Consider the following 23705-nt stretch of genomic DNA (forward strand, 5'->3'; position numbering starts at 1 on the left):
TTCATAGCGCGGCCTCATCGCGGTTATTCAATGGAAGTGGTAACTTTTTTACTGGTTGAACTGCCTGACCGGGGACGAGGCGATGCAGCCCGTCTGAAATCAATCGTTCACCAGAAGTTAGAGCACCAGTGACATAGGCATACTCAGCATTAGCGTGTAACACTTGGATGGAACGGCGTTCAACAATATGCTGGTTATCTTCATCGCTCATCACAAATACGTTCCACACTCCGCGAAGGCCATCGGTCATCGCAGAAAGCGGGATCCAATATCCAGGTTTATCATGCACATCACTGAACTGTAGATAGGCCAGCTGCCCGTCTATGACCTCAGCAGATTCGGGAAGGGCGAAGCGTAACTTCACGGTACGGGAACCACTGTCGACGCGAGCTCCTGGATTCAACAGGGTGACCGGGTAACTGTCAGGTCCGACTCGCAGTTGCCAATCACTGTGGCTGATTAATTTACCGAGTTGTTTGGCGGGTATACCGATATGGGCTTCTTTGCTGGTGGAAGCGAGAAGGGTAAGTGTCGGTGAGCCAGTATTGATCACGTCACCTTTGGAAACATGGCGTGCGCTGACAGTGCCATCATAAGGCGCATAGACTGTAGATTTGTCTTGCCTTAACTGATTAGCAGCTAGAGAGGCGGTTAGCTGACGGTAGTTGGCTCGCAGTGCATTGCGCTGACTGTTGAGGGCATCAATTTCTGAGTCGGCACTAAAGCCTTTTTTCTTCAGTGATTGCTGGCGCTTCAGGTTCGCTTCAACCAAATCCAGTTGTGCAGTGATTTGAGATTGCTGAGCACGAAGTTCGTCAGCTTGGGTGATCAAAAGTTGAGTATCTAAAATAAGAAGAGGCTCACCCGCTTTAACATTGTCACCAACATCGACCAATATACGGGCGACTTTACCGCCTAGCTCGACACCTAAATTTGCTTGTTGTCCTGCTTGTACCATCCCCACGTACTCACGTTCAACACTGTAGTGATCGGAAGGGGCTAATGTGATCGTATTTACACTCAGCAACTGGTTGAATCGCTGATCTTGAGGTGATGTGCTTGAGGTATTACAGCCTACTAGCAATGCGGAACCAATCACGATACCGACTATTGTTGTCCTTTTCATCTTGCCCTGCCTTAAGTTGTAATATCCAATAGGTTTGGATATTGAACTAGACTGTCCAGTCCATATGTATAAAAAATATACCATCAGAACTAGACTGTCCAGTTTGATTGTATTAAAACTAATATAGAGTTGTTAATTAGGGGTGAGCGTGTGTTAACTGCCAGAAGTGCCCAGAAAAGGGAACAAATATTAAAGGCCGCAACGGATCTGTTTTGTGAGCAAGGATATGGGATAAGCATGGAGGCCATCGCTGTCAGGGCGCAGGTGTCAAAGCAAACCGTGTATTCGCATTTCAAAACCAAAGATGATCTGTTTGATACCTGCATTCGTGCCAAATGCACGGCTAATCAGCTTGATATCAGCCTATTAGATGATCCGCGAGAGCCAGAACTTGTACTCGAAGAGTTCGCGTGGCGTTTTCAGAATATGCTGCTAAGCGAAGAAGCACTGAATACCTACAAAACAGCGGTACGGCAAAGTGATACCCATCCTGATTTGGCAAAGGTATATCTCAATGCCGGTCCGAGAAATACCACTGAAATGGTGGCGGGCTATCTAGGTCAGTTGATAGCAAAAGGAGTATTAAGGTCGGATCTGAACTGCGCCGATGCTGCATTGCAATTTTTGCTCATGTGCCACGGGAAGGTGGTGTACTGGGCTTACCTTGGTCAGGAGAGCCAGGAAACAGAGCAGGAACGTCGTGAGTACCTAAGAACATGTGTCTCAATGTTTTTACAAGGCTATAAAAGTTCCAACGCTTAAATTTGCCAAAACAAATTACTGCTATCTTTATAGATAACTTTGTTATTAGGTATCAGAGGCATCTATGAAAGCATGGTACATCAAAAGTGGAGCGGTAATTGTTTGTATTTTGATGTCATTGCTCTCAGGGATGACCCATGCAGCAAAAAGTCGGCTGACAGAAATTATCGACCGAGGCACACTTCGGGTAGGAACGACAGGGGACTGGAGCCCGATGACTATACGGGATCCTGCCACAAATTTTTACCGTGGCTTCGACATTGATATCACCACTGAGCTTGCCAAGGATTTAGGTGTCACGGTGGAATACGTGCCGACGACTTGGAAGAAGCTGGTTAACGGTGTCGTTACTGATAAATACGATATGACCGGCAGCGCCTCCTTGAATATGCACCGAGCAAGATTAGCTGGCTACAGTGATACCTACTACCACCTGGCATTTGTGCCAGTGGTTACGAAAGCAAATGCTAAGCGGTTCAGGAAGTGGAGTGATTTCAATGCGTCTTCGGTGATCTTGACGACGACTGCGGGTACGGTGCAGCAAAGTCTTGTTGAGGAACTGCTGCCAAATGCGAGAAAACATGCCAGCGAGAATGCCAAGCTTACCCACCAATACCTGCTTGATAACAAAACCACAGCGATTGTTACTTCGAACATCGAAGCGGCGACTTTGGTCAAACGTTACCCACAGCTAAGTGTTGCCAACGTTGATGGGATGCGCTTACCGACACCGATAGCGATGCTGCTGCCCAAAGAAGATCAGGTTTGGATCAATTACGTGAACCATTGGATCGAGCTCAAGCAAACACAAGGCTTCTTTGATCGTGTCGCGAAGAAATGGGGTTTGGTAAAGTTAGATATGAAATAGGCACTTCGATATCAACGGCTGATCTGAATAGATTCACTTAACTTTTCTCTTTACCTGACTAAGCGCGCTAAGAATAACGGCCTTCAGCCCGCCTGGTTGTAATGCTATTTCGGTAAAAGAAATGTGGTTCAGTCATCGTTTAGTACTATTTCAAAGTGTGACATCATATTTGTGTGAAAATCAGAAACAGAAACCCAAACAGCCAGCGAGTGATGCTGGCTGTTTGCACTGTTATTTCTGTGGTTATCGCCTTTATGTAAAAGAGCTGAGCTACCTAGCTTATACTGACTTGAACCGTTTCCTGGTTGCGGTGCCACTTTGATAGTAGGTAAACCAAGCAAGCCTGAGCAATAAGGGCTACAGCCAGTACGGCAGGACTTTGCAATAATCCTGCAGCGATAAAGCTGACCAAGGCGATTGACCCATTAAGCAGCGCATAAGGCAGCTGCGTTCTGAAGTGTTCGAATTGATCACAACCCGAACCAGTCGATGACAAAATGGTTGTCTCTGAAATGGGTGAACAGTGATCACCAAATAACCCGCCTGATAGCACTGCACCAATACAAGCATACAGCGGCGCCTCAACGGCAATGGCTGTTGGGATAACCAGTGGCATCATAATGGCAAAGGTGCCCCATGACGATCCTGTCGCGAAAGAAATAATTGCTGCTAACAAGAAGGCGACAGCAGGGACCAACCAATAAGGAAAGCCTGCCTGAGCTTGCTCGGCAATGTAGGCCGCAGTGCCTAATTCTTTGCCTACGCTGCTAAGTGTCCATGCCAGAATAAGTACGATTGCTACTTGCATCATGTTACCCATGCCTTTGAGGTATACACTGATGCTGTCACTGAGCTTGCGTACTCCATAAAACGCCATTAATGAAATTAAGGTAATGGCTGCAAAGAAGTAGGCACTAGAAAGGGCAGCCCGAAAGACAGAGCCTGACACTTGCTTAAACGGGAAGCCCAACGGTGCCAGCATCATGATCAATACCAATGCCATAACGAGCAATGGCGCGAATACAAAAGAGGCTTTTGCATTTTTATGCGTAAAGGTGTTCAGGGTTTCGCTGCTAGCTCCGGTAATAATACCTTGCTGCGCTTTTTGCTCGGCAATGGCCATTGGGCCGAAATCCAGCTTTTTGAATGCTACCAAAGGTACGATGAATATGGCTAAAAATGCATAGAACTGGAAAGGAATGGCCTTGACGAAAGCTTCCCAATCAGTAATGGCGACATCCATAGCCGTGAACTCTTTTTGCAGTAAGCCCATGATATACACACCCCAACCAATAAAAGGGATCAATATCGCGACCGGGGAAGAAGTGGAATCAATAATAAAAGCCAGTTTTTGGCGCGACAACTTTAGCTTATCAAACAGTGGACGGAAAACTGGGCCGACAATTAGCGGTGTGCCTAAGTCTGAGAAGAAAATAAAAATACCACCAAACCATGAAGATAGCTGCGCACGGCATTTAGTACTCACCCAATGAGTAACCTTTGCAGCAAATGCCTGACCACCACCGGATTGCTCCATCAAAGCAACAAATCCACCAATGAAGACAAGTAGAACGATGACGCCTGCATTGTAGCTGTCGGTCAGTTGAGGTACCAAGTAGTCTTTAACGAGAGTGCCGAAAGTATCAAGCGGTGAGATACCGTTTAGCATTACAACGCCACTGAAAACACCGCCAAACAAGCCGATAACAACGTTTCGTGTTGTGAGGGATAAAGCGAGAGTAATAATTATTGGGATAAGAGAGGTTATGTCTGGTTGAGCCATGTAGCGTTCCTTAGCTGTACGTCCAATATCAAAAAAGGTACGGTGAATATCAATGTTTATTGTTTGAATATATATACAAAAAAATTGAATGTATACCGGGCTGGGGAAGGTTTTACTATTTTTTATGCTTATTGGAGATGATTTTGCTTAAAAACCAACCAAGCCATTTCAGAATCAACAGGCATTAAGGTTTACATCAACAGCTTATTGCAATATAAGTGACATATAGTGTCGTTAGGATGCACGGGTGTCTTGGAGGTTACCAATACTTAAAAGACAAGCTAAATAAACAAGGAGAAACATGGATTTATCAAGCTACAATGGTATCATTTTCGATATGGACGGTACGTTGGTTGATTCAATGCCAGCACACCTGGAAGCATGGGAAAAGACCTGTGCGATTCATGAGATACCTTTTGATCGTGATTGGTTTTACAACTTAGGCGGCATGCCTAGCATTCGAATTGCCAATGAGATCAACCGAAGCTTTCGCCAGAATTTCGATACAGAGCGCTTAGCGAATACTAAATACAAGTTTTACGATGAGATCGCCCATAAGGGCGAAGTGATAGAACCGGTATATCAAGTATTGCTTGATAACAAAGGCACTAAGAAAGTCGCAGTGGGGACGGGCAGTCGCATGTTCAATGCCGAGCCACTGTTGGATCAAACCGGTATTCTACCAATGTTAGACGCACTGGTTACTGCCGATGATGTAGTTAACCACAAACCGAATCCTGATACCTTCCTTGAAGCAGCCAAGCGTATTGGTGTTGCACCGCAAGATTGCGTGGTATTTGAAGATACAGAGCTGGGTGTGAAAGCGGCACTGGCTGCAGGTATGGACTGCTATATGGTTGTTGATGGTGAAATTACCACACTGACCAAGGCTCACCGTTAAGTGGCAAAAGCCCCTAGTTAATTACGGCTATTAAGGGTATTCTTCACCGCATTGTTTGAATACCCTGTAAATGCCATGAACCAACCTTCGAAATCCCCTTCTGATAGCACCTCAACATCAGCCAAAACATCGCCGTCACAAGAGTCTTCAGGCTCAAAACAGGGCAAGCATGCTCAGCAAGAGCAGTTTGGTATGTCAGAAACTCGATTTTGGATCCAACGCTTGAGTAAAACTGCAATCAGGGCGATGCATATCCTGGGTATTGCAGGCAGTGCCGCTGGATTTCTGTATGGTGTTGAGAAGTCACTGTGGTTGCATTGGTGGATAATGGCGATGGTGACTGGTGTGATCATGACAGGGTTGGAAATTCGACAATCGCGCTTATGGCTGATCCAACTCAAAGGTGTTCTCACCTTTGTAAAACTGGGTTTGCTAAGTAGCTTTTTTATTATTCCGCAACACAAGCCTGAACTGTTTATTGTCATCTTGGTGATGTCAGTGGTTATCGCTCATGGCCCAGCAGGACTGCGTCACTATTCAATCTGGCACCGCCGCCGTATCGATGAACCGAAAGGCAAAAAAAGACAAATGAACGGATAATTTTGTTATTCGACTGCGTAAAAAAGTCTTTTATACAAGAATTGAGACACAGTAAGTAGAATCTCGCACTACACTGATTATTGGGCATTTACTAATAAGTGTGTAGGAGACCGGTTGTGAAAAAATTACTCATTGTGACTTTTTTACCCCTGGTAATAGCAGGATGTACCAAATCTGTTGATGAGCGTGCTGATGAATTTGTCGAAGCCAGCTTTACCCTATGTGGCTCTAATGTACAGTCATACGCTCAGGGTGATGACGGTAAGATCCGTGTCGTCTGTGAAAACAACAGCTACTTTTCAGTCAAAGATCAAGAAACCTTGGCCTATATGCACGAGCTAAACGGTGCTTACTGCCGGGGTAAAGGGTTCTCTTCTTTCCATGAACGCAGCCGCTATTTCACGTTTACCTGTATGGGTGAGAAATCGTTCAATATTCCGAAATAGCCAGTTTAAAATAACCAGAGTAATTAACCGTTATTAGCCTAACAGTTGGTAGAGCCGCTGAGGCCTGCCTCCTGTTTTGTAATTCAGCACTAGCTTTATCATCCCTTCCGTTTCCAAAAATTCAAGGTAACGGCGGGCGGTGACCCGACTGACATTCATCTTCTTGCCGATGTCTTCGGCTGAGAAATCCTGCAACTGCTCTGTAATCAATAATCTTTTCAAGTTGGCCAAGGTTGTCGCATCAATGCCTTTGGGCGTATTACGAACAGGGGCAGCAGTTGATTTGCGAAAGAGTTGGTCGATATCGTTTTGATCGACAGTGGCAGCTGTCGTCAGGGTTTGGCGGTATTTGAGGTAATCTTCCAATGCCTGATTGACCCGCGACATGCGGATTGGCTTGACCAAATAATCCATCACACCAAGCTGCACGGCTTGTTCAACCGTTGCGGCCTCTCGCTCGGCCGTCGTCATAATAAAGCTACTAGCAACATTTTGGCTGCGAAGTTGGCGGATGAAGGCGAGCCCATTACCATCAGGCAGGGTGATATCCACAAACACCAAATCAGGCTTGAACGCCTCGAACTGCATGATGGCTTCAGCATAGCTTTCACTAACCGCTACCACCGAAAACTGTGGGTGCTGGTTAATGGTGGATTCAAGGGTATAGCTGGCGCGAATGTCGTCTTCTAGCACCATTACCGTCGTTTTTGTCATAAACGTGTCGTTATCTGTTTGTCTAAGTACAGGCTGAACAAGGTGGTATTTTGTTCTGTCCGCTCCCAATCGATACTACCATGGAAGTAATCAACCAGTTGGTTTACAAGGTATAGTCCAACCCCATTTTGTTGGTCATCGTGCTTGCTGCTGACCCCGAACTCAAGAATCGAGTCGCAGATCTCGTCTGGGACACCAACACCAGTATCCTGCACCTCGATAATAATATGCTGGTTACGATCACTGAGGTAGAGCTGGATCTCAGCAGGTTTGTGGTTACGGTTTTGCCAGGCTGCAAGCAGGGCATTGTCGATAAGGTTACCGATGATGGTCACCAGCTTTTCAGATACCGCCTTTTCATAACTCGACAGACAGGTATCTTCATCAAGGGTGAAAGTCACTCCGAGATCCGAGGCTTTGTTGAACTTGGCCATTAATAGCCCGGCGATGGCACTGTCATTCACCGAGGTCACAATACTGCGGATAATCGACTGATAGCTATCGGTTTCTTGCTGGATAAAATCGACAGCTTTATCAAAGTTACCAAGCTGTAGCATGCCGGACAAAACATTGAGTTTGTTGGAATACTCGTGGGTTTTACTGCGCAATAGCTCAGCATAGTTTTTTAGGTATACAATTTCGCGTTCGAGCTCATCCTGGTTGAGGTTGGCGTAGAACACAATCACATGGCCGCGGATCCCTTTGTTGTGCTTGATAGGGTAGATATCCGCACGGTAGGTATGTTTGCCTATGTTGAAGTGCCCTTGGTGAAAACTGTCACTTTCAGATAGCACCAGATGACTCAAAGTCGCAGAAAACGAGGATAACTGTTGATTGATGTAATCATGCGGTCCCAGTTTTCCCATTGAGATCATCTTGCTGGCACTGTGATTCATGGTGGTAATACAGTGGTTGTTATTAATGGCAATGATCCCATCTCGAATACTGTTGAGGATCATTTCGCGCTCGCGGAACTTATGTACGATGATCTCTGGCTCGTAATCGAGAAAAGTCCGCTTCATCTTGAACACGAAGGTACCTGTGATAGTGACGCCAAGTAGGTAAACAATCGCTATCAGTCCGCCAATCTTGCCAAATTGCTCCATCAAAATGCCAATACTGCGATCGTACATATAGCCGATATTCACCACGCCGATGATCTGGCCGTTATCGGTAATGGGGGAAAAGTTACGAATGGCCTTGCCCAAGGTGCCTGAAGCGACATTGGTATGATCAACTCCCTGATCAAGAGAAGGATAGATATCATCACCGTTAAAGTGCAGGCCGATCTTGTTGGTGTCTGGATGGGTAAGTCTTAGGGCTTGCTGATCCGTCACCACAATAAACGAGGCATCCGTTTTGCCCCGAATATCTTCGATATACTGCTGTAGTTCGAACGGCTGGTGGTTGTTTTTGGCTTTGACGGCTTCAATCACTACTGGATCATGGGCAAGTACCCGTGCCAACTCCAAACCTCTTTCTTCAATGCCGTTTATATGTGCGTTCTGTAGCAGGTAGAAGATGAAGGTTGTCACGACCACTACGATGGAAGATGTTGTCGCAAGTGTGGTGAGGGCAAGGTAGCTCTTTAGTTTCATTGAACGAGTAGTTTGACTAAGCACGGGATTTGGCACGGATTATAACTGCATTGGCGGAGAGAATACTGTGCTAGATATCTTTTATCTAACCAGACTATGAACAAATAGCTCAAAACAAATATTGAAGAAATGGAAAATGCCGGGGAGTATTACTCACCCGGCATCGATTTTCGATGATTAGGTACTACTTCAGTAACTCTATAATCATGGTGGCTAATATCAGCATAAACGCACCACCAATTCGCGATGAGATCTGTGCAAACGGCATCAGCTCCATTCGCTTACTGGCTGCCAGTACTGCCACATCACCCGTACCGCCCATGTTCGCCATACAAAGACCCGCGGTAATAGACGCTTCGATTGGGTTGAAACCCATCAGACGGCCAATGATCGCGGTACCAACAATAGCACCTAGAACCGTGGCGAAAACCATAAGAAAATACACCAGGCTCAGAGACTCGATGATTTGGTTGAGATCGGTATATGCCACACCGATACCAACAAGCAGGGCAGGGGTTAGGTTATCGACCACGAACTTGTACCAACCGTGTGCCGCACGTTCAAGTTCGCGAGGCATGAAACCAGCCACTTTTACCAGTGCAACGAAGATAATCATTAGCGCGTAGGTGTGCATGCTGATCACGCTGCTCAGCATCGAGCCAACAAAGTACATGGTGATCGCCAATAGCGCACCGACACCCAGTACATTGATAGAAATTGGCTGCTCTTCTGTCTCTTCTTGTTTTTCTTCGGCTTTGCCGCGCATCAGCTGACCGTTACCTGTAAGAGACGGGAATAACTTGCCAACTTTATCCAAAAGCCCCGCCATCACAATGGCAATCGCGTTACCGATAGCCAATGCCGGTACCATTTTAGACAGCAGAACTTCTGCAGACATACCGGTATTACCCGACATAATCTCAACCAAAGGTACTGCGCCCGCGCCCATGCCGCCGCCCATAATTGGCAGGGCAATCAGCATCACAGATTCCATAAAGCCATGGCCTAGTGCTGCACCGACAACACCGGCGAACAAGAACGCACAGGCTACACCACCCAAAATAACCGGGATGTACTTAAGCGCAGCTTTCTTCAATACATTGGTATCCATACCCAAGATAGAGCCGGTCACCAAACTGGCAATGAAGAAAGACAGGAAGCCACCGCCTTTTACAAAGGTGGTAATGGTCTCGGTGGTTTCTTGGGGAAGTAGGCCACTGTGGAAAATGTAGGAAGAGCCAAAAATGATAACAATGGCACCGCCACCGAAGAACTGGTTAACGATAGGAGTTTTATCACCCGCGACATTCAAGATATACCCGATGACAGCCATTACGCCGATCGCGCCGATGATGCCGGTTGGCATATGGTTCTGCGCGGTGGCCAGCAAGATCACTGCTGCAGATAGCGCAAAAATCACATTCATCATGCGCTTGTCGCTTTGAGTCATGGTGTTATTGGAAAACATATTTCACCTGTTGTACGTGTTGTTGTGGTTTGGGCGTAGTCTAGCAACATGTACAAGCAGGAAAATTGAAGAGGGTGTTTGTGTAACTATCTAATGCTTTTGTAACTTTTGTTCACGGGCCAAGGCTAGCCTGGCCATCACCTATCGTTTTGACGAGCTGCCTGCTGCTATTTCCACTTGATTGATATTGCTTAAATTCACTCCCTCCGCTAGTGCGATAAGTTTCGTATATTTAAGTTGATAAAAATGAAACGTTGTTTTACAGATCACAGTTTCAAAATGACAAGCTTTTGAATTAACACTTTTGATGTATATTGGAATTGCATTCTACATAAATCAAAACGGTATTTTAAAATGAAGCTTAAGCTGTTGTCCCTCTCTCTTGTCGCTGTCCTGTCATCGACTTCGGCGTTCGCAACAACGATTAATTTAAGGCATGAATATATGCCGGATCGCGACGGGGATAAGCACCGTGACCGTATTACGATCTCACATCGGTTCGATAACGGTGTTGGCGTTTCTGTGGAAGCTAAATGGCGCCATGAAGACGATGAATTCGTTAAGCAAATGAAAAGTGGCGGCCATGAGGTTGGCGTAAGCTATAACTACAAAGTTTCAGACAACTTCACCCTACAGCCTTCTTACGCTGCAGACGTATCCAGTACCAAGACGGTACACAAATTTAACATTCGCGGTATTACGAAACTAACTGATAACTGGGGAGCGTCACTTCGATACCGTTACGGTTGGGATCGTCCATCTGACGGCTCGGCAGATAAAGGCTACCACCAGTGGAACCTGGTGACAGACTACAAACTTCCATGGGGTAAAGTCGGTGTGGATTTTGAGTACAAGGATCTTGAAAGTGGTCAAAACGGCTGGAAAGGGCGCAGCGAAGACCATCTAGTGAACTTCTTTGCTGAGTACGATCAGTTTGAAAGTGGTTGGATTCCGTTCATCGAGTTGGGTGCATTAACTTTCGACAAAGATGGTGACAACTACAAAGACGACTACGCAATTCGTTATCGTTTTGGCATGAAATACAACTTCTAATTTCAGGTTCTTGTTATGAAAAAACACACTTTAGCACTCTGCATGGCAGCGGCATTAGCACCGACTGCGTACGCTGTGGATATCAACGTTGAAGATTTGACGTGGAAAGCGGTGACTTTTGGCCAGTCGACAGACATGAATTTCGGTTCGACTATCCTGCCTGAGAAAGTCGGTACGAATCAGGTAACCGCGAATGGCGAGCCGGTTCAGCCTGGCAAGATCCAGCAGGAATTTACCATTGAAAGCCGCGGTGGCAAATTGGCCAACTCCCATGAGGGACTGACGTTCTATTACACAGAGCTGCCGACAGACGTTAACTTTACCTTGAGCGCAGATGTGGTGCTCGAGCAGCTTGGCCCGGAAACCGGGGCAACACCTAACCGCCAGGAAGGCGCGGGCTTGATGGTGCGTGATATTCTGGGGGCGGAGCGTTTGGTTCCTCAGCCTGCGGGCCATGAAGAGTTCCCATCCTCCTCCAATATGGTCATGAACCTGCTGCGCTCGCACAGCCGCAGTAATGACGGGATGGCGAACATCAATGCCTCTTTCCGCGAGGGCGTATACCAACCGTGGGGCACGGCCGGTAACCGTCTAAGCCGCGTTGACTATGTAAAAGGCGTAAAATACGGCGAGCCTGAAAACTATCATATGACGTTGACGCGCACCGACGAAGGCTACACGGTTAGCTACCGCAACGGTGATGAGACCGTCACCCAGGAAGTGAAAGGCGCAAATGCAAATATCGTAGAAGTACAGGAGCCTGATACCCAATACATCGGCTTCTTCGCTTCCCGCAACGCCAAAGTAAAAGTCAGCAATGTGTCGCTTGACGTTTCTGAAGCTGAGACCGCTGATGCGCCCTTGTACCAAGCGAAACAGGAAGGCCTGATTGTCCAGAAGGCTTCGTCTGAGCGTTCTCTGGTAAAGGCGTACCCGGTTCAGGCAAGAGCGAACTATGGCGGCACGTTTGAGCTGAAACAAAACGGAACTACTGTGGTTAAACAATCGGTCACAGCCGGTGATCTTTTCCACCACCAGGTCGAACTGGATGAGGCGAAAAACGAACTGGAGTTGGTCTTTACGGCCATTGAAGGCCCGGAGCTGGATAGCAAGGTTCTGACTTATAATATTGAGTTCTCGCCTGCAGCCAACCCGATGGAGCTGTATGTCGCGGCAAATGGCAAGGCTGATGGTCATGGCACTGCCGATAGCCCTATGGATCTCGCCACGGCAATTGAATTGCTGCCGGCCGGTGGCACTATCTTGCTCCAGGACGGCGATTACCAAGGGATCACTATTCCTGTTACCGCAAGCGGTACGTCGGAAAAAGTGAAAACATTACGTGCCATGGGCGACAAGGTACGCTTTGTTTCTGAATTCAAGCATGAGGCTAATTACTGGCATTATCACAATATTGAGGTCGCGAAAGCGCAGTTTATTGTTCACGGTAGCCATAATACCTTCGAAAAAATGGTCGCACACAGTGCACCAGATACTGGTTTTGTAATTACGTCGCCAGAAAACATCGGCCGTGCGTTGTGGGCCAGCCACAATACGGTGATCGACAGCGAAAGTTACAACAATATGGACCCGTCTCAGATCAATGCCGATGGTTTTGCCGCTAAGATGCGGATCGGTGATGGCAACACCTTTATTCGCTGCCTGTCTCACCACAATATTGATGATGGTTGGGATCTCTTCAACAAAGTTGAAGATGGCGCTAACGGTGCCGTTACCATTATTGACTCTATTGCGTTTAACAACGGGCGTACATTGGAGGTCGCGAATAAAGGTGGAACCATAGGTAATGGCTTCAAACTGGGCGGCGAGGGCATTCCTGTCCCGCATGTTGTGAAAAACAGCTTGTCATTCAATAACAATATGGATGGGTTTACTGATAACTTTAACCCAGGAGCGCTGACGCTGAGCAACAACGTCGCTATCGACAATCGCCGCTTTAACTTCTTGTTCCGTAAGAGTCCTTACACGGGTGAGATTAAGCAAGGAACGTTTACCGATAATGTTTCATACCGTTTCAACATCAGTAGTAAATACGATGATGTCATTAATAGTGAATATTCATCAGGTAACGCGCTAGTTGAAAATGGTGTGACCACGCTAAATGGTGACACCGTTGATAAGCACTCTCTTCAAGAACTGAAGAAGGCATCAACAATCGACGAGAGCTTACCAATGCCAGGTAAGAAAGAAGCGCTTCAGCTTAAGCAACTTATCAACTAATGAGTAACAAGGGCTCTTAGGAGCCCTTATTATCGGGATCTCTAATATGGAATTTGATTACATAGTAATAGCAGGTTACTTTGCCCTGATGGTGGCAATCAGCTTGTTGTTCAAGAAGATGGCAAGTAACAGTACCAGCGATTACTTTCGTGGGGGCGGTAAAATGCTCTGGTGGATGGTAGGCGCGACGGCCTTTATGACACAATTCTCAGCTTGGACATTTACTGGTGCCGCTGGTAAAGCGTTCAACGATGGCTTTGCTGTTCTTGCGGTATTCGTAGGTAACATGGTTGCTTACGTATTTGCCTACTTCTATTTCGCTCGTCGTTTCCGCCAAATGCGCGTAGATACACCTACTGAAGGTGTTAAGCGTCGTTTCGGCTCCACCAATGAGCAGTTCTTCACGTGGGTAATTATTCCACTAAGTGTGATTAATGCCGGTGTATGGCTAAACGGCCTTGGCGTATTCGCTTCTGCGGTATTTAACGCTGATATCATTACCACTATCTATGTCACGGGTGCTGCAGTTCTTGTTATCTCATTGCTATCTGGTGCATGGGGTGTGGTTGCGTCTGACTTTATTCAAACTCTGATTGTTGCGGTCATTTCCATTGCCTGTGCAATCGTTGCTTTGATTTTCGTTGGCGGCCCTGGTGAAATCGTTAGTAAGTTTGATAACGGTAATGGGTTCTTCGTTGGCCCAGATATGAACTACCCGCTACTGCTAGTTGGTTCGTTCTTCTTCTTCATCGTTAAGCAGCTACAATCTATCAACAACATGCAAGAGTCTTACCGTTTCCTTAACGCGAAAGATTCAAACAACGCGAGCAAAGCGGCACTACTTGCGCTTGGTATGATGGTTGTTGGTGCAGTTATCTGGTTCATCCCACCATGGGCAACCAACATCATGGTTCCTGATGCAGCTCAAGCTTACCCTGCACTTGGTGCTAAAGCTGGCGACGCAGTTTATCTAGTGTTTGCTCGTGAGTTCATGCCTGTTGGTACTGTTGGTCTACTCATGGCGGGTCTGTTTGCTGCGACTATGTCTTCTATGGACTCAGCACTAAACCGTAACTCTGGTATCTTTGTTCGCAGCTTCTACGCACCTATCATGCGAAAAGGTCAAGCGTCTGACAAAGAACAGCTACGCGCTGGTCAAATTGCCTGTATCGTTAACGGTATCCTAGTCATCTTGATGGCACAGTTCTTCAACTCATTGAAGCACCTAAGCTTGTTTGATCTAATGATGCAAGTTGCGACGCTACTGCAATCGCCAATCCTAGTTCCACTATTCCTAGGTATCCTTATTCGTCGTACACCGAAATGGGCGCCATGGGCAACAGTCGTTGTTGGTATGGGTGTATCTTGGTCTGTAGTAAACATCTTTACTCCTGCAACGGTAGGTAGCTGGTTCGGTATGGAAAACCTAACAGGTCGTGAAACGGGTGAAATGCGTACTATGATTACTATCGCAGCACACCTCATCTTCACTGCTGGTTTCTTCTGCCTGACGACTCTGTTCTACAAAGAAGAGAACGACCCATACATTGAAGGAACAAAAGAGTTCTTCAAAGATGTCGACACTGAGTGCGTGTCTGAAGAAGGCCAAGACATTGTCGACCGTATGCAACGCAACAAACTAGGTACACTAGTAATGCTAATGGCTGGTGGTTTGACCCTGATGGTACTGATTCCAAACCCGCTGTGGGGACGTGCATTGTTCCTAGGCTGTGCCGCGACAATATTTGCTGTCGGCTACGCGCTTAAGAAGAGTTCAAAATTAGAAAAGGTTGAGAAACCGGTTTCGCTGACTCAGGGCTCGTAACGTCGGTATTGCGTAAATAAGGTATGAAACCGCCCGACTGGGCGGTTTTTTTGCGGTAAGTTATAGTTAGTCGATGCTTGGTTGGTACCCTGGAGCAAGCGTTGCACTGTTAACTTGATATAACGCCTGCGGGTTAGCCAGTGCTAACTGGTAACCGACATATTCGTGCAAACGACCATCTTCACTGCAATCAACTTCCCATTTTCTTAGTAGGTAACCCGCAAGCGCAGCACGCACTTCAATCACTAGCTTGCCGTCTTCCATTTCGTAGTCCAGCTCAATAGCTTCTGGATTACCTTGATGCGGGTGGGGGATCAACTCCACCTCGATGTATTTCTGCCATTGGCGGTCAGCTTCAACGCGCTCATCGGCGGTTGGCTCTTCATCCAATATTGTTACTGAAGTAACGCGGTTACATACCACATCCATAAACTGCTCGTTCTTACGATCAAATGAGCGGACATGCCAACGATTACCAGAGTCAACAAGGCTGTGTGGCGCAATCACGCGTGTACTTTTACCGCTAGAGGTTGAGATGTATTCAATCTGCAGCAGCTTATTTCGATAAATACCTTCACACAGCGCTGCCATGATAGGCGTGCGCGGAACGGTTAGCGAGGTCGGGGATTCACACTGGATAGGGAAATCCTGATGACCGGAGAAGCCATCACCATAACCGAGAGAAATGGTGGCCAGCGTTTTCTTCAAGTCCAGATTAAACATCGGCTCGAACCCAGGCTGCTTGTAGTATTTCTTCGAGCGCATATCCAGCTTGAGATTATCCGGCAGGATCTCTTTATAGAGCGCAAAATCACGAGTTGTCGCAGCATGGCCGACTGCAAAGCGGTCTATTAAATCTTTACGCGTGACTTCACCGAGGAAGTAAAGGGCGAAGTCAATAAAGGCTAGCCGTTCACGTTGTGCCGAGCCAACGGCATTGAGCTTGGTCTCGACATCCATGTGGGATACTCCAGCGGTGTTGTATGAGGTCATGTGTATTTATCCAGTACTTTGGCTTGCCACTAATATATACCGAAAATCAGTAGAAGCAAGACTATTTATAAAGATGACAGTTGATTGAAGAAAGTAAGCTGAAGAAAATCAACCACATAATCAGAAGCAGTAATATACTGTCTAAATCAATAGGTTTACATAATCAAAATCAGTAGATAATGTAGTCGTACTTGCTTTGAGTAGGTGTTTAAATTTGTGGTACTTAGTCAATAAGTGTATAAAGCAATACTTGGATGCGTAATAGTGCTTTGCTTTGAGTGAATTAACAGCGAACGAGTGTTTGCTCTAAAATCCACAAAATTTTAATGGTGAAATTTTGCTGTGTATGTGGACAATACTGCGCTGAAATATAATTTTACAGGTGAAGTAAGGTGCTGATTCACTAAACAAGTTGATAAAGCTGTATGGCTGGTTCTGACAATACAAAGAAAGGTGCTCAACCGTGAACTTGACAAGACATCAATTAAAACAAGCTTATGTATCGCTGAAAAATGGGGCGGTATGCTTGGACGATCATTTGGCGCAAGGTGTGCTGGTGTATGTCGAAGGGTTGATGATCAGTGAAGGGATCGAACGAGACTGTTACTTGAGCCTCGAAACGCTCACCAAAGTCAGCGCCAAGGTCCGTATGGGCTCAGTGATGCCAATAGATTTTTTCGGTATGAATGAAGCGCCTTGCGGTGATGAAAACTTCAAGCCAATCAGCCTTAAAATATGTGAATCCTTTATTCTGACTGATGGGCAGATTGGCCGCCGTTGGAAAACCTTGGCAAATTTTGCCGAAAGTGATGTCGCCATTGCCATGGAAATCTTGCTGCTGGTGATCAGTGAACTGTCAGAGCTTGATGACTACTGTGCAGGAGATTGTGTGCCTGCGGGGACGTTAGGAATGTTGGCGCAGTTTAATGAGCTCCAAAGCTTTCAAAGTGAAAACCGATACTGCGCATAAAATATTAGCTTCTGAAAACCAGTCTTCTCTAATAATGATAATCATCACTTTAACTTACTAAGAGGTAAGCTAAAGTGATGAAAATTAATCTGTTTGCTATTTTCATATAACCCACTCAATGCATCTCGCTTAGCTAGCGATTATCAGAAACTCGCCTTTGAAGACGTTCACGCAAGTTGGAAATGCTTTTGGCCTGTGGCAGATGAGTTGGGCAAACAGCCATGCGTACTTGATATCGGTGCAGGCAGTGGACGTGATGCATTGTGGTTTGCCGAAAATGGCTGTGAAATATATGCGGTTGAGCCTTTAGAGGCGCTCCGTGAAATTGGTAAACAGCACACTCACTCAACTGAGGTCGTCTGGCTGGATGACAACCTTTTATTTCCGAAATACATGAACACTTCTCATCGTTCAATTCTCCTGGTTAATCAAACCTCTAAGCAATTCTGCAAAGTAAGCCTTATGGCTGTTTTGTTAGTGTAATGAGCAAGGGTTTACCACTCTAAGAACTGAACTACAACCAAAACCCTTTCGACCGCTAAACAAGTGCCGAAACGTACCATTTACAGACCAATGTTTAGAGTCCGTATTAATGATTTTCAGTTTCAGTGAAACAAAAAGTACAAAAAACCATCAAATGTCTGCATTTGAATTGTTTATCAATAGCTGTTAACCTACTCCAACATTTTAAATTGTTTAGTGGTCTAAATTAATTTTTTATCGCTGACGATAACAGAGTGCTTTTAATGGACAAAAAAGCATCGAGGATATAACGTTTAAGTGATTTTATGGATAGTGTACTAAAGAAATACAGTATAGAAACGACCGACTATCAGGTAGGTCAGGACAACATTCAGAAATGGGGTTTTGATATTCATAACCCTGTATTCGGCACCAGTGCAGGGCTGATCTTGATTTTCCTTGCCGCACTCCTTTTCATCGATCCAGAAACAGCTAAAGAAGCATTGAACAGCCTGAAGAACGGCATCCTTAATGATTTCGATGTTTTCTTTATGTGGATCACCAACTTCTTCTTATTCTTTTCTCTGGTCCTGATGCTTTCACCATTGGGCAAAATTCGAATCGGTGGTAAAAATGCCGAGCCGGAGCATTCAAGGGCCTCTTGGTTGGCGATGTTATTTGCCGCCGGTATGGGGATCGGCCTGTTGTTCTGGGGGGTGGCTGAGCCAACAGCTTACTTCACCAACTGGTGGGGTACGCCATTTAATGTCGAACCGTATACCGAAGAGGCCAAGGCCTTGGCGATGGGCGCAACCATTTTCCACTGGGGGGTTCATGGTTGGGCGATATATGCCATTGTCGGTTTGTCGCTGGCGTTCTTTGCGTTCAACAAGGGTTTGCCGCTCTCCATTCGTTCAGTGTTCTATCCGGTATTTGGTGACAGGGCGTGGGGTTGGTTGGGCCATGTCATCGATATCTTGGCGGTGTTGGCGACTTTGTTCGGTCTGGCTACCTCGCTTGGCCTCGGTGCGCAGCAGGCAACCAGTGGTATCAACCACGTGTTCGGTACCGAAGGCGGTATTGGCATGCAGATGGGTGTGATTGCCTTTGTTACCGTGATTGCAATCTTCTCGGTGATCCGTGGTATTGATGGCGGTGTGAAGGTGCTGAGTAACATCAACATGGTGTTTGCCTTTGTGCTTTTGGTGTTTGTCGCTTTTGTAGGCTTCGATGTGGTAACGGTTGCGTTGCCAGAAACCATTATGGCTTACTTCGGTAACATTGTTGAATTGAGCAACCCGCATGGCCGAGATGACACCACCTGGATGCACGGCTGGACAGTATTCTACTGGGCATGGTGGATTTCATGGTCGCCATTTGTCGGTATGTTTATCGCCCGAGTGTCTAATGGCCGTACTGTACGTGAGTTCCTGTTCGCGGTGATCTTCGTACCAACCTTGATGACGATTATCTGGATGTCGATTTTCGGTGGCATTGCTATCGATCAGGTGGTGAATAAAGTTGGTGAGTTGGGTGCCAATGGTCTTAATGATATTTCGCTAACCCTTTTCCATGTATACGATGCGCTGCCGTTTAGCTCAGTGATTTCTGTGTTGTCGATTGCCTTGGTATTGATCTTCTTCATTACCTCGTCGGATTCAGGCTCGTTGGTTATCGACAGCATTACTGCTGGTGGTAAAGTCGATGCGCCGGTTCCACAGCGTATTTTTTGGGCGACGGTAGAAGGTGCCATTGCGGCGGTAATGCTATGGATTGGTGGCTCGGAAGCACTTCAGGCATTCCAGTCGGGTGTTGTGGCGACGGCACTGCCGTTTAGCTTCGTGTTGCTGTTAATGTGCGTGAGCTTGGTGAAAGGATTAAGAACTGAGCGTAGCGCTTATTAGTAATAGTGAATGCAGTAAAACGGCCTCAAACTTGGTTTGAGGCCGTTTTTTTATGGTTCTTTCTTCATCCAAGTAGCTTTGCACATTGCCGATAAACTGACTTTTGTAGATGTTGAGATGGTGCTGGTATAACCCTTACAAAAAAGCACAGGGATAAAGGATGAGGTGTTCCTTTATTCTGTGCTTTAGTCTATGTATCACTGAATTGCTAAAGTTAGCAATTAGCCGTCTAGGCCCATAAGCTCTGTGACATCAGAACCTGCTTGAACCAACTTACGCTCTTGGTTCAGCTTGAACCAGTGCAGCGGTTTACCGTTAGCGGCTTCATAAGTCATGGTATCGCCTGATACTGCAAGCCATGACCCTTCAGGAATTCCGATAACAGACTGGTGAGGGTTCACTACCAAGAACTCTTCAATACGCTCATCACGGGTTTCGCCCATGTGGCCTTCAATCGTTGCGTCAATGTAGTGGGCATTGATTTGGAAAGGTACAAAGCCAAGGGAAGGGGTGATCGCCGCAGATACAATACACATATCATTGGTTGTGCGGATAGTTGGGGCACTAATAACAGCACCTGCACTCCAACCAACATAAGGTACACCACGTTGTGTTACTGCCTGCTGGATAGGGCCAATTAAGCCAAGATCATGCAACGTCTTATTGAGTACCCAAGTATTACCGCCACTACAAACAATGGCGTCTGCTTGGCGAGCGGCTTCTACAGGGTCTTCTGCACGGTGAATGCCGGTGACATTCACATCAAGATGGCTTAGTGACTCTGCGACCATGGCGGTGCGGTCGTCATGACTACTGCGAATAACCGCGTAAGGGATAACAAGTACGTTTTTGACTTGCTTGCGGGTGAAGACATCTGTAATCGCAGATAGGGCGAATTCCATCACCTTGGTGTTGCCAGCAATTTTGCCGTTACTAAGTAGTAAGAGATCCATCATATATTCTCTTGGTTTGGCTAAAGAGCTTAAGCATATATGAATCTCATTATCTGTAAGGTGAACAGGAGCACAAAACTGTCCCTTCAACCATACTCCTTAGTGGACTAATCTTGGTGTTTGCTCATAGGTTGCCTCAAGCTGTAATTGTGCTGTTTCCAATAGGCTAAGAAGCTGGCTGACTTTTTGGGTTTTGCCATGTGCCACTGCTTCTCGAATTTGCTGGTGGTATCCGCGAACACGTTGGATACACTCCTGACGCTGAAAAATGCTACGTAAACCTTCTGCCTGATCCATACACTCACCTCATTATTTTGCTTTGTTCGGAACTCTCTGTTACGAACCAAGGGGGCTGTAAATATTTAACCAGCAAAATAGCGGTCGTTTTTCAGGGTTTTGTCAATTTACTATCAATTTATTTTAAAATTATATTTTTTATAATCAGGAATCATGATTAATATTTAGACAAACTTCAGGTTAAATTCAGGATATCAATCATTCCAAGAATGAAAAGTTAGATTGCACTATGTAAGTGTAGGCGATCTAACACTTCGGTTTAATCGAGTTGTTCTAAGTGTGTTAAATCATAGAAAAACCATTAAATGTCAGCTTTATCAATATTTTATGGTGGGTGTTTTTATATGTTGTTTATTCTTAAAAAAACGCCCAATTTCATTTTGTATGGCATTGAAAATCTTTATTTCAGCATTAACTTTTCGAAATGAGGGCGTAATTTTGCCTTTATTTTTCTCTCAAATCATTTCATATAGGGTATGTCTGTCTTCGAATTTTAGGTAACTCAAAAATGAAAACAGCACAAGTGAAAAATCGCTGGCTAATTGCACTCGCAGCGGTAGGGATTCATATTTCCATCGGTTCTGTTTATGCGTGGAGCGTATTTTCTAATCCACTTCATGAGGCGTTTGGTTGGGATTTGCAGCAAATCTCCTTGACCTTTGGTATCGCTATTTTCTTCTTGGGCGCGTCGGCTGCCGTTATGGGCCATGTGGTTGAGAAAAAAGGACCACGTTTCACTGGTATGATCGCAGCGACCTTCTTTGGTGCAGGTATTGCAGGTGCTGGTATCGCAGTCTCGATGGAAAGCTTATACATGCTGTACTTTAGCTACGGTGTTCTAGCCGGTATCGGTCTAGGTATGGGCTACGTTACCCCGGTATCAACCCTTATCAAGTGGTTCCCTGACCGCCGTGGTCTAGCGACTGGTCTTGCGATTATGGGCTTCGGTTTTGCCTCTATGATTGCCAGCCCGGTAATTCAAACGCTGATCAGCGCGTTTGGTATATCTTCGACTTTCTACATCATGGGTGCGACCTACTTTGTTGTTATGCTTTCTGCATCCCTGTATCTAGAACGTCCGCCAGAAGGTTGGAAGCCAGCATCAATGGTTGAAACCAAAGAAAGCGGTACGCCAGCTAAGAAACCAGCAGCAGACTTGAACCAATCAAGTGCTAACGATGCAGTACGTACACCGACGTTCTGGGGCCTATGGGTGATGATATTCATCAACATCACGTGTGGTATCGCGATTATCTCTGCAGCATCGCCAATGGCTCAGGAAATTGCTGGTCTCACAGCAATGGAAGCGGCAACCATGGTGGGTGTGATGGGTCTTCTTAATGGTCTTGGCCGTCTACTATGGTCTGCGGCATCTGATTACCTAACGCGTCCGAACACATTCATGCTGTTCTTCGTTATCCAGATTGCGGCTTTCTTCATGCTGCCATCACTTTCGCATGCACTTGCATTCCAGGCAGTCGTGTTCGTTATCATGACTTGTTACGGCGGTGGTTTCTCAACGCTTCCTGCTTACATCGGCGACCTGTTCGGAACTAAGCAGCTAGGTGCAATCCACGGCTACGTACTGACTGCATGGGCACTAGCGGGTCTATCTGGTTCATCACTGGCTGCATTTGTTCGTAACCTGACTGGCAGCTATACCATGACCATGTACATCTTCGTGGGTATCTTGACTGTAGCCTTGGTGATTTCTATTGTGATGAAAGCACACGTCGCCAAAGTACTGCGTGCTAAAGAGCAAGAAGTATTGGAAGCGCAGCCAGCGACTGCATAATCTACAGAGATAGGGCAATTATGTGATAAGAAACACATTTTAATTGTCCTATCTCAATGTTGAAGTAGAATCAGTTGGTTATAAACAAGAGATTCGTCACAAACAGTAAGTAGTATGAAAGCAGTAATCAATACACTTTACGAAGCCAAAATGGCTGAGCTTAAAGAGAAAATCGATGCAGAGAGCATTCCCGTTCAACTGACTATTGTTACTGTCGGTGATGATCCAGCAAGTAAGGTCTATGTGAGAAACAAGGTACGCCTATTTGAAGCGCTTGAATTGCCTTGCCATCACATTGTCCTTCCTGAAGAAGGGACAACACAGGCAGATCTCGATGGCTTGGCCGCCAAGGCGGATCATCCGATTTTATTCCAACTGCCTCTACCTAATGGATTAGTCGCACCAGACCTGCCGGCGGCAGTCGATGTGGATGGTTTTGGCTCTGAAGCGCTTGGTCAACTGGTATTGGGTCAGAATCCTGTTCTACCTTGTACCGTTCAAGCGGCAATCGATATCATCGAACTTCATTGTGGGGAATTCAGTTTCCCTGGATTGAAGGTGGCTATTCTTGGTCGCAGTAATATCGTGGGTAAACCACTGGCAATCGAGTTGATTAACCGCCAGAGCACGGTTTCTAGTTTCAACAGTCGTTCAGACTTGGCAGCGGTAGATTGGAATCAGTTCGATGTCATTGTAGTGGCAACAGGTTATCACGGCACGTTGGACAATACTCAGTTTATCGAAGGTCAGCTGATCATTGATGTTGGTATCAACCGTATCGAGGGTAAACTGGTAGGAGATATCAAACACCATGATGGTCACCTATCTGCTGCCGCAATCACGCCAGTACCGGGCGGGGTAGGTCGTCTGACTTGCCTGAATGTACTGGGTAATGCGGTGAAGCTTTGTCAAACAACTAGCTAGATTTACCGAAAAGCTGGTCTAG

21 protein-coding genes are annotated in these 23705 nt (G+C 46.1%); 13 read left to right on the forward strand and 8 right to left on the reverse strand.

What is annotated here, in order from left to right:
• Position 1: 1 nt before the first annotated feature.
• On the reverse strand, positions 2–1126 hold the full coding sequence (locus R2X38_RS06265) for an efflux RND transporter periplasmic adaptor subunit (RefSeq protein WP_317521319.1): 1125 nt from the start codon (positions 1124–1126) through the stop codon (positions 2–4).
• 150 nt (positions 1127–1276) lie between these two features.
• Between R2X38_RS06265 and R2X38_RS06270 the strand changes: the two genes are divergently transcribed.
• Both R2X38_RS06270 and R2X38_RS06275 read left to right on the forward strand, forming a co-directional pair.
• The gene (locus tag R2X38_RS06270) at positions 1277–1888 is read left to right on the forward strand and encodes a TetR/AcrR family transcriptional regulator (protein WP_317521320.1); all 612 of its coding nucleotides are present in this window, start codon (positions 1277–1279) and stop codon (positions 1886–1888) included.
• Positions 1889–1952: 64 nt separating this feature from the next.
• Positions 1953–2756 carry a transporter substrate-binding domain-containing protein gene (locus tag R2X38_RS06275; protein WP_411184720.1) on the forward strand — a complete coding sequence of 268 codons (804 nt, stop codon included), beginning with the start codon at positions 1953–1955 and terminating at the stop codon, positions 2754–2756.
• A gap of 274 nt (positions 2757–3030) precedes the next feature.
• Here the strand turns inward: R2X38_RS06275 and R2X38_RS06280 are convergent, their stop codons facing one another.
• Positions 3031–4539 carry a Na+/H+ antiporter NhaC family protein gene (locus R2X38_RS06280; protein WP_317521321.1) on the reverse strand — a complete coding sequence of 503 codons (1509 nt, stop codon included), beginning with the start codon at positions 4537–4539 and terminating at the stop codon, positions 3031–3033.
• Positions 4540–4840: 301 nt separating this feature from the next.
• Between R2X38_RS06280 and R2X38_RS06285 the strand changes: the two genes are divergently transcribed.
• From R2X38_RS06285 to R2X38_RS06295, 3 genes are all read left to right on the forward strand, one after another.
• A complete protein-coding gene (locus R2X38_RS06285) occupies positions 4841–5440 on the forward strand; it encodes a beta-phosphoglucomutase family hydrolase (protein WP_317521322.1) in 600 nt (199 codons plus the stop codon).
• A 75-nt stretch (positions 5441–5515) separates the two neighbouring features.
• Positions 5516–6040, forward strand: coding sequence for a hypothetical protein (locus tag R2X38_RS06290; protein WP_317521323.1), 525 nt, complete (start codon positions 5516–5518; stop codon positions 6038–6040).
• Between the two features lie 116 nt (positions 6041–6156).
• Entirely contained in the window at positions 6157–6486 is a 330-nt protein-coding gene (locus R2X38_RS06295) for a hypothetical protein (RefSeq protein WP_317521324.1), read from the forward strand.
• A gap of 33 nt (positions 6487–6519) precedes the next feature.
• On the opposite strand, the gene R2X38_RS06300 is transcribed toward R2X38_RS06295, so the two are convergent.
• The 3 genes from R2X38_RS06300 to R2X38_RS06310 form a co-directional block, all read right to left on the reverse strand.
• Complete coding sequence (locus tag R2X38_RS06300) at positions 6520–7200, reverse strand: response regulator (protein ID WP_317521325.1); 681 nt, start codon at positions 7198–7200, stop codon at positions 6520–6522.
• Positions 7197–8798: a sensor histidine kinase gene (locus tag R2X38_RS06305; protein WP_317521326.1), complete on the reverse strand. Its 1602-nt coding sequence runs from the start codon at positions 8796–8798 to the stop codon at positions 7197–7199. Before R2X38_RS06305 ends, R2X38_RS06300 begins: the two co-directional genes overlap by 4 nt.
• A gap of 184 nt (positions 8799–8982) precedes the next feature.
• Positions 8983–10266, reverse strand: a complete 1284-nt coding sequence (locus R2X38_RS06310) for a 2-hydroxycarboxylate transporter family protein (RefSeq protein WP_317521327.1) — start codon at positions 10264–10266, stop codon at positions 8983–8985.
• Positions 10267–10620: 354 nt separating this feature from the next.
• On the opposite strand from R2X38_RS06310, the gene R2X38_RS06315 reads away from it, so the two are divergent.
• The 3 genes from R2X38_RS06315 to R2X38_RS06325 are packed head-to-tail and all read left to right on the forward strand — an operon-like array spanning position 10621 to position 15385.
• Positions 10621–11319 (forward strand): oligogalacturonate-specific porin KdgM family protein, encoded by a 699-nt coding sequence (locus R2X38_RS06315; protein ID WP_317521328.1) that lies wholly within the window; start codon positions 10621–10623, stop codon positions 11317–11319.
• A gap of 15 nt (positions 11320–11334) precedes the next feature.
• Positions 11335–13560 (forward strand): right-handed parallel beta-helix repeat-containing protein, encoded by a 2226-nt coding sequence (locus R2X38_RS06320; RefSeq protein WP_317521329.1) that lies wholly within the window; start codon positions 11335–11337, stop codon positions 13558–13560.
• Positions 13561–13606: 46 nt separating this feature from the next.
• A complete protein-coding gene (locus tag R2X38_RS06325; protein ID WP_317521330.1) occupies positions 13607–15385 on the forward strand; it encodes a sodium:solute symporter family protein in 1779 nt (592 codons plus the stop codon).
• Between the two features lie 66 nt (positions 15386–15451).
• Here the strand turns inward: R2X38_RS06325 and R2X38_RS06330 are convergent, their stop codons facing one another.
• Positions 15452–16378, reverse strand: coding sequence for a WYL domain-containing protein (locus tag R2X38_RS06330; RefSeq protein WP_317521331.1), 927 nt, complete (start codon positions 16376–16378; stop codon positions 15452–15454).
• 463 nt (positions 16379–16841) lie between these two features.
• Here R2X38_RS06330 and R2X38_RS06335 point away from each other — a divergent pair, with 463 nt between their 5' ends.
• The 3 genes from R2X38_RS06335 to R2X38_RS06345 all read left to right on the forward strand — a co-directional run bounded on the left by R2X38_RS06335 (position 16842) and on the right by R2X38_RS06345 (position 19714).
• Positions 16842–17348 carry a hypothetical protein gene (locus R2X38_RS06335; RefSeq protein ID WP_317521332.1) on the forward strand — a complete coding sequence of 169 codons (507 nt, stop codon included), beginning with the start codon at positions 16842–16844 and terminating at the stop codon, positions 17346–17348.
• Between the two features lie 195 nt (positions 17349–17543).
• Positions 17544–17831 (forward strand): class I SAM-dependent methyltransferase, encoded by a 288-nt coding sequence (locus R2X38_RS06340; protein WP_317521333.1) that lies wholly within the window; start codon positions 17544–17546, stop codon positions 17829–17831.
• A 305-nt stretch (positions 17832–18136) separates the two neighbouring features.
• On the forward strand, positions 18137–19714 hold the full coding sequence (locus R2X38_RS06345; protein WP_317521334.1) for a BCCT family transporter: 1578 nt from the start codon (positions 18137–18139) through the stop codon (positions 19712–19714).
• Positions 19715–19935: 221 nt separating this feature from the next.
• On the opposite strand, the gene pepE is transcribed toward R2X38_RS06345, so the two are convergent.
• Both pepE and R2X38_RS06355 read right to left on the reverse strand, forming a co-directional pair.
• The gene (gene pepE / locus R2X38_RS06350) at positions 19936–20667 is read right to left on the reverse strand and encodes a dipeptidase PepE (RefSeq protein ID WP_317521687.1); all 732 of its coding nucleotides are present in this window, start codon (positions 20665–20667) and stop codon (positions 19936–19938) included.
• Positions 20668–20766: 99 nt separating this feature from the next.
• Positions 20767–20964 carry a hypothetical protein gene (locus R2X38_RS06355; RefSeq protein WP_317521335.1) on the reverse strand — a complete coding sequence of 66 codons (198 nt, stop codon included), beginning with the start codon at positions 20962–20964 and terminating at the stop codon, positions 20767–20769.
• Between the two features lie 508 nt (positions 20965–21472).
• Between R2X38_RS06355 and R2X38_RS06360 the strand changes: the two genes are divergently transcribed.
• Positions 21473–22759 carry an OFA family MFS transporter gene (locus R2X38_RS06360; protein WP_317521336.1) on the forward strand — a complete coding sequence of 429 codons (1287 nt, stop codon included), beginning with the start codon at positions 21473–21475 and terminating at the stop codon, positions 22757–22759.
• Positions 22760–22873: 114 nt separating this feature from the next.
• Positions 22874–23683 carry a bifunctional 5,10-methylenetetrahydrofolate dehydrogenase/5,10-methenyltetrahydrofolate cyclohydrolase gene (locus R2X38_RS06365; RefSeq protein WP_317521338.1) on the forward strand — a complete coding sequence of 270 codons (810 nt, stop codon included), beginning with the start codon at positions 22874–22876 and terminating at the stop codon, positions 23681–23683.
• Positions 23684–23705: the final 22 nt, after the last annotated feature.

It is taken from the genome of Photobacterium rosenbergii (assembly GCF_033022775.1).
In the GTDB taxonomy this organism is placed as follows: domain Bacteria; phylum Pseudomonadota; class Gammaproteobacteria; order Enterobacterales; family Vibrionaceae; genus Photobacterium; species Photobacterium rosenbergii_A.